This window comes from Rhizobium sp. 05L429 (genome assembly GCF_056397645.1).
The window spans coordinates 79,502-92,817 of sequence record NZ_JBFTNV010000001.1 but is presented as its reverse complement, the minus strand read 5'-3'; the positions used below and the strand labels follow the sequence as shown (position 1 = coordinate 92,817).

At 60.7% G+C, this 13,316-nt stretch carries 10 protein-coding genes; 4 read left to right on the top strand and 6 right to left on the bottom strand.

Translation table 11 applies throughout. The features are described 5' to 3' along the window. The first annotated feature begins 14 nt into the window (after positions 1-14). The 3 genes from AC1DNW_RS00450 to AC1DNW_RS00440 all read left to right on the top strand — a co-directional run bounded on the left by AC1DNW_RS00450 (position 15) and on the right by AC1DNW_RS00440 (position 6,290). A complete protein-coding gene (locus AC1DNW_RS00450) occupies positions 15-2,090 on the top strand; it encodes a mechanosensitive ion channel family protein (RefSeq protein ID WP_113310258.1) in 2,076 nt (691 codons plus the stop codon). A 214-nt stretch (positions 2,091-2,304) separates the two neighbouring features. Continuing rightward, positions 2,305-4,911, top strand: coding sequence for a bifunctional lysylphosphatidylglycerol flippase/synthetase MprF (gene mprF, locus AC1DNW_RS00445; protein WP_113310257.1), 2,607 nt, complete (start codon positions 2,305-2,307; stop codon positions 4,909-4,911). Continuing rightward, positions 4,908-6,290, top strand: a complete 1,383-nt coding sequence (locus AC1DNW_RS00440) for a virulence factor family protein (protein ID WP_113295372.1) — start codon at positions 4,908-4,910, stop codon at positions 6,288-6,290. Before mprF ends, AC1DNW_RS00440 begins: the two co-directional genes overlap by 4 nt. 95 nt (positions 6,291-6,385) lie before the next feature. Here AC1DNW_RS00440 and AC1DNW_RS00435 read toward each other — a convergent pair whose 3' ends face one another. From AC1DNW_RS00435 to ruvC, 6 genes are all read right to left on the bottom strand, one after another. Then, a complete protein-coding gene (locus AC1DNW_RS00435) occupies positions 6,386-6,949 on the bottom strand; it encodes a DinB family protein (RefSeq protein ID WP_113310256.1) in 564 nt (187 codons plus the stop codon). Between the two features lie 112 nt (positions 6,950-7,061). Next, positions 7,062-7,574: an NUDIX hydrolase gene (locus AC1DNW_RS00430; protein ID WP_113295455.1), complete on the bottom strand. Its 513-nt coding sequence runs from the start codon at positions 7,572-7,574 to the stop codon at positions 7,062-7,064. A 4-nt stretch (positions 7,575-7,578) separates the two neighbouring features. Further along, positions 7,579-8,481, bottom strand: a complete 903-nt coding sequence (locus tag AC1DNW_RS00425; protein ID WP_113310255.1) for a metallophosphoesterase — start codon at positions 8,479-8,481, stop codon at positions 7,579-7,581. Beyond that, positions 8,482-9,519, bottom strand: coding sequence for a Holliday junction branch migration DNA helicase RuvB (gene ruvB / locus AC1DNW_RS00420; protein ID WP_113295375.1), 1,038 nt, complete (start codon positions 9,517-9,519; stop codon positions 8,482-8,484). Between the two features lie 70 nt (positions 9,520-9,589). After that, positions 9,590-10,204, bottom strand: coding sequence for a Holliday junction branch migration protein RuvA (gene ruvA, locus AC1DNW_RS00415; RefSeq protein WP_113310254.1), 615 nt, complete (start codon positions 10,202-10,204; stop codon positions 9,590-9,592). A gap of 52 nt (positions 10,205-10,256) precedes the next feature. Beyond that, the gene (gene ruvC / locus AC1DNW_RS00410) at positions 10,257-10,766 is read right to left on the bottom strand and encodes a crossover junction endodeoxyribonuclease RuvC (RefSeq protein WP_113295377.1); all 510 of its coding nucleotides are present in this window, start codon (positions 10,764-10,766) and stop codon (positions 10,257-10,259) included. Positions 10,767-10,999: 233 nt separating this feature from the next. Here ruvC and AC1DNW_RS00405 point away from each other — a divergent pair, with 233 nt between their 5' ends. After that, on the top strand, positions 11,000-13,315 hold the full coding sequence (locus AC1DNW_RS00405) for a methyl-accepting chemotaxis protein (protein WP_477851738.1): 2,316 nt from the start codon (positions 11,000-11,002) through the stop codon (positions 13,313-13,315). Position 13,316 lies beyond the last annotated feature (1 nt).

Here is a 13,316-nt window from a genome sequence, read left to right as displayed (position 1 = left end):
AACCGGAGGCGGGCATGCGGCGAATTTCAGCGATCGGCATCTGCAGCATCATGATGCTGCTTTCTCTTTTCAGTGCCGTTTACGCACAGACGACCCCGGCAGCCTCTCCTGATGTTGCGCCGCCGCCTGCCCAGGTGCGGCAGATGATGGAACTGATGCAGACGCCGGAGGTCAAGCAATGGATGGCCACGCAGATGGCGGCGCCTGCGGTTTCTGATGGCAATGACGAGGAGATGTCGGTGTTGTCGGGCCGCCTCCAGCGGGCCCGCCGGCATATCGCCATGGTTTCCGGCGCCGCGATGACGCTGCCGTCCGAAGTTGCCCGTGCTTCATCGCTCTTCGTCGGCGAATTGAGCGCGGCCGGCCCCTTGCGCATGGCCGCGCAATTTCTCGCCATCCTGATCACCGGCTTCATCGTCGAAATGCTCGTGAGGACCGCCGTGCGCGAAAGGCGGGAACGGGCGGCGCAGATGACGGGCGCAAGGCTTGCCGCGCGTGTCATCCCCGCCATTGTCTTCGGCTTGGCGACTGGGCTGGTGCTGGTGAGCTTCAACTGGCCGCCGGTCAGCCAGAATATCGCAATCGCCATTGCCATAGCGGTGGTCGTGCAGCGCTTTGCCATTTCCTTCGGCGGGGTCATCGTCGATCTTGTCACCTTGCCGCGTGGGGAAGGGCCGACGGTTGCGGTCGATCACGCCGTTGCGCAATTCTGGTTTCGGCGTTGCGTGCTTTTCGTCATCTATTTCATCTTCGGCTGGGCCGTCCTGCAGTCGATGGAGCCGCTCGGCTATTCGATCGGCTCACGTTATCTGGTCGGCTATGTGCTTGGCATCGGGCTCTTCCTGATCGCGACGGAGGCGGTCTGCTCGCGGCCGGGCAATGAAACACGGCGCAGTCACGCCGCAACCTGGCTGCTGATTCTTTACTTCCTGCTGCTCTGGGGCATCTGGGTGCTCGGTTTTGACTGGCTCCTCTGGGTCTGCATCTATCTCCTGCTGTTGCCGAAGGTGCTTTCGGTGTCGACGCTCGCGGTCAAGTCGTTCCACCAGGCCGAGGCAGGCTTCCTCGCCCAGCGACGCATCGCGACCGTACTGCTCGACCGCGGTGTGCGGGCGGTCATTATCGCCCTCGCAGCGGTCTGGCTCGGGCGAATGCTCGGCGTCGAAACCACCGCGATGATGATGTCGAACGAGACGATGATTAACCGGGTGGCGCGGGGCATCATCGGTGGCATCGTCATCCTGCTTGCAGCAGACTTGCTCTGGCATCTCGTCAAGGCCTATATCGACGGCAAGCTTGTCGATGCGCCGATCAATGGCGCGGTCAGCGACGAGGAGAAGGTCAAGCGCGCCCGGTTGCAGACACTGCTGCCGATTTTTCGAAACATCATCGCGGTTGTCATCGTCGTGATCGGCGCCTTGATGGTGCTGTCGGGCCTCGGCATCGAGATCGGGCCGCTGATTGCCGGCGCCGGTGTTGTCGGCGTCGCGGTCGGCTTCGGTGCACAGACGATCGTCAAGGATGTCATCAGTGGCATGTTTTATCTGTGGGACGATGCTTTTCGTGTGGGCGAATATATCGAAAGCGGCAGTCACAAGGGTGTCGTCGAAGCCTTCAGCCTGCGGTCCGTGAAGCTTCGTCATCACCGCGGGCCACTGACGACGGTGCCTTTCGGCGAACTTGGGGCAGTCAAGAATCTCAACCGCGACTGGACGATCGACAAGATCAGCCTGAACGTGACCTACGACACCGATCTCGTGAAGACGAAGAAGATCATCAAGCAGATTGGCCAGCAACTTCTCGAGAACCCGGAATGGGGTCCCAACATCATCGAGACGCTGAAGATGAAGGGTGTCGAGCAGTTCGGCGAGTTCGCCATCGAAATCCGCTTGTCGATGATGACCAAGCCCGGCGAGCAGTTCGTCATCCGCCGCAACGCACTGGCGATGATCCGCAATGCCTTCAAGGAAAACGGCATCCAGTTCGCCGTGCCAACAGTGCAGGTTTCCGGCGAGCGGGAACTCGATGCGGATGCCGCCGCCGCTCGCTATGCGGCGCACTCACGCACGCGCGACGAGCCGGCGGCCTGATCTTTTCGGATATGCATCGGGGGCGACGAGAAGCTTACGAAAATGCAATGCATTCGGGCCTGTGTGCTGCGCAAATTTGCCCCAATTGGGGATGAAGGAGGCGGCAAGCGCGGGTGTGGGTAGCCGCGGCACGGCTTCATAGAGCTTGCATGCCGCGTATGTTACGTCTTTCGAAAGAGATTCCCGCCAGAATGGCAGTTGCAGCAGGTACGAGATGTCGGGTCACGGCAATTTGGAAGAGATTTCAGAGACGGAAGAAGGCTTTTCGCTGCGTGCGCTCTTTCGACGCTACCGGACGCCGTTAACGGCTTTCGCCACGCTTCTCATCTTCTGTCTCGTCGGTTACGCGATCATGCAACTGACGGACGAAGTGCGCTACGACGATGTTGTGGAGGCGCTGGCGGAAACTCGGCTGAGTTCCATCCTGCTCGCCTTGTTATTCACGGCACTGAGCTTTCTGGCGCTCGTCTTCTACGATCTCAACGCCATCGAATATATCGGCAAGCGGCTGCCTTTTCCGCATGTCGCGCTTACGGCCTTCAGTGCCTATGCGGTGGGCAATACCGCTGGTTTCGGTGCGCTTTCGGGTGGAGCGATCCGTTACCGCGCCTATACGCGGCTTGGACTTTCGCCTGAGGATATCGGCCGCATCATTGCCTTCGTGACACTATCCTTCGGCCTCGGTCTTGCTGCCGTGGCGGCGATTGCATTGCTTATCATCGCCGATGAAATTGCGCCGCTGATCAGCGTCGGCAGCCTTTGGCTTCGCATCATGGCAGCGGTGATCCTGGCGATCCTCGGCTCTCTCATGGTGCTCGGTCGCGACGGCCGGGTGATCGAGATCGGGTCGATCGCCATCCGCCTGCCGGATTCTCGTACCTGGTCGCGCCAGTTCCTGGTCACCGCCTTCGATATCGCAGCCTCCGCCACAGTGCTTTACGTGCTCCTGCCGCAGACGGCGATCGGCTGGCCGGTGTTTCTGGCGGTTTATGCGATCGCCGTCGGGCTTGGCGTGCTGAGCCATGTTCCGGCAGGGCTCGGCGTCTTCGAGACGGTCATCATCGCCTCACTTGGCAGCGCGGTGAATATCGATGCTGTACTTGGCTCGCTGGTGCTCTACCGCCTTATCTATCATGTGCTGCCGCTCTTAATCGCCATCCTTGCGGTCTCGGCCACCGAGCTACGCCGCTTCGTGGATCATCCGGCCGCTTCCAGCGTGCGGCGCATCGGCGGGCGGCTGATGCCGCAGCTTCTTTCTGCGCTGGCGCTGCTCCTGGGCGTCATGCTGATCTTTTCGAGCGTGACGCCGACGCCCGACCAGAACCTCGAATTCCTCTCCAACTATCTGCCTCTGCCGATGGTGGAAGGCGCGCACTTCCTCTCCAGTCTGCTTGGTCTTGCGCTGGTGGTTGCCGCGCGAGGCCTGGGCCAGCGGCTCGACGGCGCCTGGTGGGTGGCGGTATTCTCGGCCGTTGCTGCCCTCACGCTGTCGCTGCTGAAGGCGATCGCCCTTGTCGAGGCGGCCTTCCTTGCCTTCCTGGTCTTCGGGCTGTTCGTCAGTCGCCGGCTCTTTACTCGTCATGCCTCGCTTCTCAACCAGGCGATGACGGCATCCTGGCTGATGGCGATTGCGGTCATCATCGTCGGCGCGGTCGTCATCCTGCTCTTCGTCTATCGTGACGTGGAGTACAGCAACGAACTCTGGTGGCAGTTCGAATTTGCGGCGGAAGCGCCGCGCGGTCTGCGCGCTGTGCTCGGCATCACCATCATTTCCTCGGCGATCGCCATCTTCAGCCTGCTGAGGCCGGCGACCTTCAAGCCGGAGCCAGCGGACGAAGAATCGGTCCGCCGCGCTGTCGAGATCGTCGCGAAGCAGGATAGTGCGGACGCCAATCTGGTGCGCATGGGCGACAAGTCCATCATGTTTTCGGAAAAGGGCGACGCCTTCATCATGTATGGCCGGCAGGGCCGTTCGTGGATCGCGCTGTTCGACCCGATCGGCGACCATCATGCCGTGCAGGAGTTGGTCTGGCGCTTCGTGGAAGCGGCGCGTGCCGCCGGCTGCCGTGCAGTCTTCTACCAGATCTCGCCGGCGCTGCTCTCGCACTGCGCGGATGCTGGCCTGCGCGCCTTCAAGCTCGGTGAGTTGGCGGTGGCCGATCTGCGCACCTTCGAGATGAAGGGCGGCAAATGGGCGAACCTGCGCCAGACGGCAAGCCGCGCCCAACGCGACGGACTGGAATTCGCCGTTGTCGAACCCGCCGATATTCCTGCAATCATCGGCGATCTCTCGGCCGTCTCCAATGGCTGGCTCGAGCATCACAATGCCAAGGAGAAGGGCTTTTCGCTCGGCGCCTTCGATCCGGATTATGTGATGTCGCAGCCGGTCGGCGTTCTCAAGAAGGACGGCCGGATCGTCGCCTTTGCCAATATCCTCGTCACCACGGCGAAAGAGGAGGGGACGATCGATCTGATGCGTTTCTCGCCTGACGCGCCGAAGGGGTCAATGGACTTCCTGTTCGTGCAGATCATGGAATATCTGCGCGCCCAGGGTTTTACGCATTTCAACCTCGGCATGGCGCCTCTCTCCGGCATGTCGAAACGCGAGGTGGCGCCCGTCTGGGATCGTATCGGCGGGACCGTCTTCGAACACGGCGAGCGCTTCTACAACTTCAAGGGGCTTCGTGCCTTCAAATCCAAGTTTCATCCGCACTGGCAACCGCGCTATCTTGCGGTTTCAGGAGGGGGCAATCCGATGATCGCATTGATGGATGCGACATTTCTGATCGGAGGCGGATTGAAAGGGGTAGTGAGAAAATGATGAAAAACATACTCTTTGCCGCTGCATGCGTCAGCATGCTCGCGGCTGCGCCGTCCTATGCTGCGGAAGAAACCACTGATAGTTTCGAGACAGGCCTTATCCCTTCACCGCACATTTTCCTGCCGCAGGGCGAAGTGAAGGGCGCCGTCTTCCTGATCTCCGATGCCGCCGGCTGGGGAGACAATGAAAAGACCGAGGCCGACCGCCTGGTTTCGGAGGGTACCGTCGTCATCGGCGTCGACTTTCCGTCCTATATGGAAGCGCTCAATCGCTACGACGTCAGCTTGAACGATGGCTGCATCTATACGGTTTCCGATATTGAATCTCTGAGCCAGCAGGTGCAGCGCGCCGCAGGCAACAGCCCATATCACCTGCCCATCATCGCCGGAATCGGCGAGGGCGGCGCTCTGGCGCTGGCCATTGCCGCGCAGACGCCCGATGCGACGATCGGTCAGACATTCGCCGTCGATCCGCGCGCAGGTATTCCGCTGACCAAGGAGCTCTGCACGCCGGCGACCAAGCGGGTGGTGGGGGACCGTAGCATCTACGGGCTTAGCGATGGCGCCCTGCCGGACCCTGTTATCGCCACCTTCACGCCTGCGGCCGACAAGGATGGTCGTGCCCATGTCGAGGATCTGAAGAAAGTACATGATGCGATCGAAATCCGCGATTCTTCCGACGATGCGCAGACCACGTTTGCCGATACGCTCGATGATCTGGTAACGGCCTCGGGTGCCTTCGACAATCCGCTTGGCCTGCCGCTCGCGATCCTCGATGCCAAGCCGAACCTCGATACGATGGCCGTCATCTATTCCGGCGACGGCGGCTGGCGTGATATCGACAAGGAAGTGGGCGGCATGTTGCAGAAGGAGGGCATTCCCGTCGTCGGCATCGACTCGCTGCGCTATTTCTGGACGGAGAGAGAGCCGCAGGAAACGGCCGACGACCTCTCCCGTATCATCGACTTCTACCGCAAGCAGTGGAAGGTGAAGCATGTTCTGCTGATCGGCTATTCCTTCGGCGCCGATATCCTGCCTGCCACCTATCAGCGTCTGAAGCCGGCCGAGAAGGAGACGGTGGCGCAGATTTCGCTTCTGTCGCTGTCGCACCAGGTCGACTACGTGATCTCCGTCATGGGCTGGCTGGGTCAGAAGACCGACGGGGCGAGCGGCGATCCTATCAAGGACCTCAAGGGTACCGATCCGAAACTCGTCCAGTGCATCTACGGCAAGGATGATGACGATGATGTAGCGTGCCCTGCCGTCAAGGATGTCGGCGGCGAGGTGATCGAACTGCCGGGCGACCATCACTTCGATGAGAATTACGGTCTTCTGACCAAGACGATCATCAATGGCCTGAAAGCGCGTCTCAAGGGATGAGCATTTCTGTTTTTCTTTGAACTACGGAAATGCTCTATCTCTGTGTTTTACGCAATTCCGACCGCGAGACCGCTGCGCGCCTTTGCTGGAGTTGCTCAGCGCATCAGCATCTCTTCGCTCCAGCCGAGTGCGGTGATCTCGCCGTTCCGGAACCTCGCATCGTCGTTGACGATGAATTCGTCGAGCTGCGGCGGCGCGACGCTGCTGCCGGACAGCATGGCATGAACCTGCCCGCGATGGTGCGTCTGATGCTGGAAGAGGTGGTTCAGCACGTCCTCCATGCGCTCCCGCTGGATGCGGCCGTCGCGCTGCAGGTCAATAGTAGAGGCAAGCTTCTCCAGCGTCAGCGCTTCGCAGACGGCAACAAGGCGCTGGTCGACCTTGGCCTGCTCCGAGGCAAGTGATGACAGGTTGTCAAAGGGTTCCTCGATGTCGAAGGCACGAAGGCCGAACGTGCCGCCTTCGAGGCCATCGATATAGAACCAGTCGACTGTGATTATGTGGTTCAGAGTCGACTTGATCGACGGGAAAAAGCTTGCGCGCGTGGCCTCAAATTCACCGGGCTTGAGGTTTGCACAGGCGGAAAGAAGCCGATTATTCGCCAGGGCATTGTTGTAGGCGAGCTTTCGGAACATGCGGCAGGGGTCGAAACTCGCCATTGCGTCTCCTCTCTTGGAGCATTTCCGGTTTTCTCCGAAACACGGAAATGCTCTATCCCTTTGTTTCACGCAGTTCCGGACGCAAACCGCTGCGCACTCTTGCTGGAATTGCTTAGTTCTTGTCATCGAGATCGCCGTCGCGCCACACCAGATGACGGGGCGAGGCGGGCAGGTTTTCGATCTCAGCAGCGATGAAATAGGGCGGAATATCGAGCGCGGTCAGGGCCTGGAATGTTGCGGACACCCATTTGAACTCCAGATGGTTGTCGCCATCCTCCACCCGATGAATGATCTCATGCGTGCGGAACGGAAATTCCTGGGGGATTTCCATGAGATAGTAGAAGCCGAGTTCGTGCCAGTCGCGCCCTTCGTAATGGAAGAAATTCTCGACGGTCCAGAGCAGGCGGCCGACGGTCACCTCGACCCCGATCTCCTCCATCATCTCCCGTTTCAGCGTTTCCTCAGAGGTTTCGCCGATCTCGGCACGGCCGCCGGGAAAGGTCCAGAAAGGTTCGTGAACAGCGCGATGGACAAGTACGTGCCCATCACGAAAGCCGAGCCCGGCGATGCGGTAGTTGAAGCGCTGGCTGCCTGCATTGAGGCGTACGACGGTTCTTTTGGGCATGATATTATCCGAGATCAATGACCACTATCTCCGGCGGAACGCCGAAGCGCACCGGCGCGATAGAGCAGCCGAGCCCGCCGGAAACGATGATATTCCGGCCGTTCTCTATGATATGGCCATAGGCATAACGATCGCCATAGCGTGAGGGCACGATCGGCGAATAACCGAGAAGACGGATCTGTCCTCCATGCGTGTGGCCAGACAGCGTCAGCGATACACGTTCGGGCACGCGCGGAAAGATATCGGGCTCGTGGGCAAGCAGGATGACTGGCGCGTCGTCGGAAACCTGCGCGAGCGTTCCGTCGAGATCATCGAGACCCTGCATACGGCTGCGGCCCCATTTCCTGCCCGGCAGGAGCGCCAACTGGTCCTCCAGACCGGCCAGCCAAAAGCCATGCCCGCCCTTTTCCAAGCGGACGGCGCGATTGCTATAGACGGGAATACCGGCTTCGGCCAAAGCCCTATGTCCGAACGTATCGCCTCCGCCATTCAGCTGCGCAGTTCTATCCTCCCACCAATCATGATTGCCCATGATGGCGTGGACACCGAGCGGGGCTTCGAGCGTCGCGAGCGCCTTTGACCATTCGCTGGAATGGACATAACGCGTCACCATGTTCATGCCGGCCGCGTAGTCACCGAGCAGGAGTGTGATATCCCCCTCCAGCTCGTTCGCGAGGGCGCAGATCGAAGCGATGCGGGCTGCGGACATCCAGGGTTCGCAGGCGTGGAAATCGGCAAGTGCGACAAGCCGAAGCTTCAAGCCGGGCGGCCATCCAGGCGGGGTCAGCGTATAACGGGAAATCGTCAGCCGGGCCAGCGGTTCATAGGCGAAGGCATACCCGCCGAGCGCCATGAGGCCTGCGAAGCTGCCGCCCATGAGTTTGAGAAAGCCGCGCCGGCTGATCAATCAATCGTCCTCCCGGAACAGCCCGAACTGCGCAGCCTCCATATCCTTCGGCGGCTGCATGCCGAGATGTTTCCATGCGATTGCGGTCAGAACGCGGCCGCGCGGCGTGCGCTGAATGAAACCCTGCTGGATCATATACGGCTCGATGATGTCTTCAATCGCGTCACGCGGCTCGGAGAGGCCGGCGGCGATGGTTTCGATGCCGACCGGGCCGCCGCCGAAATTGACGGCGATCATATTGAGGTAACGCTTGTCGAGCTGATCGAAGCCGACATTGTCGACCAGCAGGCGGGTCAGCGCCTCGTCGGCGACCTCGCGGGTGACGGCTTCGGCCCTTGCGACTTCGGCGAAGTCGCGCACGCGGCGCAGCAGGCGGCCGGCGATGCGCGGCGTGCCGCGGGCGCGCCGCGCGATCTCGCGGGCCCCGTCATCGGTCATGCCAAGGCCCATCAGGCGGGCGCCGCGGCGAACGATCAGCTCGAGTTCCTCCACCGTGTAGAAGGAAAGGCGCACAGGAATGCCGAAACGGTCGCGCAACGGCGTGGTCAGCAGGCCGAGGCGGGTGGTGGCGGCAACGAGGGTGAATTTCGACAGGTCTATCTTCACCGAGCGGGCGGCCGGGCCTTCGCCGATGATGAGGTCGAGCTGGAAATCTTCCATCGCCGGATAGAGGATTTCCTCGACCGCCGGGTTGAGGCGATGGATTTCGTCGATGAAGAGAACGTCGCGCTCTTCGAGATTGGTCAGCAATGCGGCCAGATCGCCGGCCTTGGCGATAACAGGGCCGGAGGTGGAACGGAAGTTGACGCCGAGTTCCTTTGCCATGATCTGCGCCAGCGTCGTCTTGCCGAGGCCGGGTGGGCCGACGAAGAGGACATGGTCCAGCGCCTCACCGCGGTTTTTGGCGGCTTCGATGAAGATCTTGAGATTGGCACGCGCTTCCGCCTGGCCGGTGAACTCGTCCAGAGACTGCGGGCGTAGCGTCGTATCCAGGTCTTCGCCACGCTTTTCAGGCGTTATCAGGCGGGCATCGGTCATAGGGTATTTCCGTTCGAAGCTTGCTCAAGTCCATACACCAAGCGGCCTGCGTTGACACCCTGCGGGGCCATCAGCGCGAAAGTTCCCGCAGGCCAAGACGGATCAGCTTGGCGCTATCCGCATCTTCGCCGGCGGTCTTCATGGCGGCGGCAACCGCATTGGCTGCCTGATCACGCGAATAGCCGAGATTGGTCAAGGCTGAAACGGCGTCGGCAACGGGGGCTGCGGCCACACCTTCGCCGATCTCCTGCTTGAGGCCGATATTGATCGCATCGCCGGCAAAGGCAGGTGCCTTGTTCTTGAGCTCGGTGACGATACGGATCGCGACCTTGGGACCGACGCCCTGGGCGCGTGAAACGGCGGTCTTGTCCTGGAGGGCGATCGCATTGGCAAGTTCGGGAGGTGTCAGGGTCGAAAGCACCGCGAGCGCTACTTTCGCGCCGACGCCCTGCACGCTCTGCAGCAGATTGAACCATTCGCGTTCGAGCTGCGTCTGGAAGCCGAAGAGCTTAAGTTGGTCCTCGCGCACATAGGTTTCGATGAAGAGCACGCAGGCTTCTCCCGCGGAACCGAGCTTCGAGAGCGTGCGCGCCGAGCAATAGGCGACGTAGCAGACGCCGTGCACATCCACGAGCACATAGTCATCGCCGATCTCGTCTATAGTGCCTTTCAGCTTGCCGATCATGATCTTGTTCCGTCAGGGATGGGTTTCGGGTGAAATGATATCGAGCGAAAGATCAGCCGGCCATCGCCTGGCGCATACGGTTTCCACCGCGGTGATGGGCATGGCAGATGGCGATCGCCAAGGCGTCGGCGGCGTCGTCGCCCTTGAATTCGACTTTCGGCATGAGAATTTTCAGCATCATGTGGATCTGTTTCTTCTCGCCGTGACCGACGCCGATGACGGTCTTCTTTACGGCGTTCGGTGCATATTCCGACACCGGCAGGCCGGCGCGGGCAGGCACCAGCATGGCAATACCCCGAGCCTGGCCGAGCTTCAGGGTCGCTACCGCATCCTTGTTGACGAAGGTCTGTTCGACGGCGGCTTCGTCCGGCTTGTAGGAATGAACGACTTCAGCAAGGCCGTCATGCAGCTGGCAGAGGCGCGAGGCGAGATCCATGTCACCATCCGAGGTGACGGTTCCCGAGGCAACAAAACGCAGCGAATTACCGAGCGTATCGATAATGCCCCATCCCGTGCGGCGAAGGCCGGGATCGATACCGATGATGCGAATCGTGTTTTGCATGGCTCACCCTATAGCGGAGGCGAAATAAGTGCCATCGATATGTGAACAAAGCGAAAACGCGCCCTGTTTTCGGTACGGCATTTACCGGGAATTAAACCGGATGCATGAATTCTGGTCCATCAAATGTGAGAGGGGCCGGCTTCCGCAGGGCTTAAGCCTCCGATGTTCTGTTTACAGGTCAACTGGCCGGCGATTTTCCCGACTGGTGCGCCGTTCCGGAAGGGTTCGTTTTCATGGCTCAGAGATTTCAGTCCCTGTCCTTCAAGGTGATTGCCACCTTCATCCTGTTGGCCACGCTTTCGGTCGCGGTGATTGACGTCCTCGCCTATTTCGCCAGCAGCCGCGTTTCCGACGAGCAGGCACTGAAGGCGAAGGAGAGTGTGCTGATCTTCCGCGGCGACATGCTGCAGGATCAGTTCGAGCAGCTTGAGAACCAGGCGACCTCCATAGCGCGCATCGAAGCGCTGCAGATGTCGATCACTAATTTGAAAAGCGGCTGGAAGACGATGGAGAAGAGCTCCGGCGATGCGCGGGGCGAGCTGAAGAAGGTATTTATCACGAACAACCCGAATCCGGCCGACCAGCGCGAAAAGCTTACCAAGCCCGAGGGGCCGAGCGGATTTTATTATTCGAGCCACGAGAAGACGCAGGGCGAGGTGGCCCGCGATCTCACTGATACCGCCTTCAGCGATCTGCTGATCGTCGATCTCGACGGCACCGTGCTCTATTCCTACAAGAAGAACGACGACTTTGCCGAAAACCTGAAGTCCGACGCCTGGAAGGCCACCGGATCAGGCATCGCCTATGCCAAGGCGATCGAGAATACCGCGAAGGCAACCGACGATTCCGCGCCGACGGCCTTCTCCGGTCTGCGCGTCGATGCGGGCAGCGGCAACTCGGCGATCTTCTATGCCGTGCCGATCGTCAAGCTCGGCCAGGCGAAGGGTCTGATGCTGTTCAAGGTGCGCGACGACGTCGTCACCGGCATTCTAGCGAAGGGTATCGTGTCCGGCAGCACGGCACAGGCGGCGATCATTTCAGGTGACGGCTCGGCCGTCGGTCTTAATGCGTCCGGCCGGCTTGCGACGCTCGATACTGCGCAGTTCACCTTTGTGAAGGATGCGCTAGCGAGCTCGGCGATGACAGTTGCGGATTTCGATCGCGCCGATGGTGTGGCACGCGCTTATGTGCGCGGCATCGACTATCGCGGTGACCGGTTCCTCGTCGTCGAAAGCGTGCTGCTCAGCGAATTGAATGCCGGCTCCATCGAGATCGCCACGCTGCTGACCTGGATCGGCATCGGCGTTCTCGTCATCATGGCTGTTGCCACGGGGCTCATCACCAACTTTCTGTTCTCGCCGCTCGCCCGCCTTGCGGGCGTGACACGCGAAGTCGCTGACGGCAAGCTGGAAGTCGAGATCGGCAGCCAGAACCGCAAGGACGAGATTGGCACGATGGCGAAGGCGCTTGGCCGTTTCAAGCAATCGCTGATCGAAGGCCGCGAACTCGAAGCAGTGAGCGAGCAAACGCGTGCGCAGGCCGAAAGCGAACGCCAGGAGAACCTTGCGCAGCGCGAAGCCGAAGCCCGCAGCCTGCAGGACGTCGTCACGGCACTCGACGAAGGGCTTCATCATCTGGCAAGCGGCGATCTGGCCTATCAGATCGAAACCCGCTTCCCGAGCGAGCTCGAAAGCCTGCGCGTGAACTTCAACGAGGCGCTCTCAACGCTTAACGAAACGATGACGGCGATCGGCGGCAACTCGATGGCCGTCCGTGCAGGCTCCGAGGAGATGCGCACGGGGGCGGATGAACTGGCCGGCCGCACCGAGCGGCAGGCAAGCTCGATCACCGAGACGGCTAATGCGATCAGCGCCATCACCCAGTCGGTGCGCGTGCAGATCCAAAGAGCCGAGCATGCCGAGCGCATCGCCCGCGATGCCAAGAAGGAAACGGTCGGCTCCAGTCAGATCATGCGCGAGACGATTGCGGCGATGGAGGCGATCCAGACGTCTTCGCGCCAGATCAACACCATCATTTCCGTCATCGACGATATCGCCTTCCAAACCAATCTGCTGGCGCTGAACGCCGGCGTCGAGGCAGCGCGTGCCGGCGAAAGCGGCAAGGGCTTTGCGGTCGTCGCCATGGAAGTGCGCGAACTGGCGCAGCGGTCTTCGAGTGCAGCCAAGGAAATCTCCAGCCTGCTGCAGAAATCCACGCATGAGGTAGAAAGCGGTGTGGCCCTCGTCGAGAAGGCCGGGGTTGCACTGACCGGCATCGGCGGCCATGTCGAAGCCATCAACGGCCAGATCAACGAGATCATGGAGTCCACCCGCGAGGAGGCGGATACGTTACGGCAGATCAACACGTCTGTCGCCGAACTCGATTCCATGACGCAGCAGAATGCGGCTATGGTCGAGGAAACGACGGCTGCGATCCATCGTCTCGCGACGGAGGCTGTGGAAATGGACCGCCGGCTCGGCAATTTCACCCTTGGCGAAGGACATCAGCAGCATGGCGGCGACATGCACCTGCTGCGGAAACGGGCTTGAT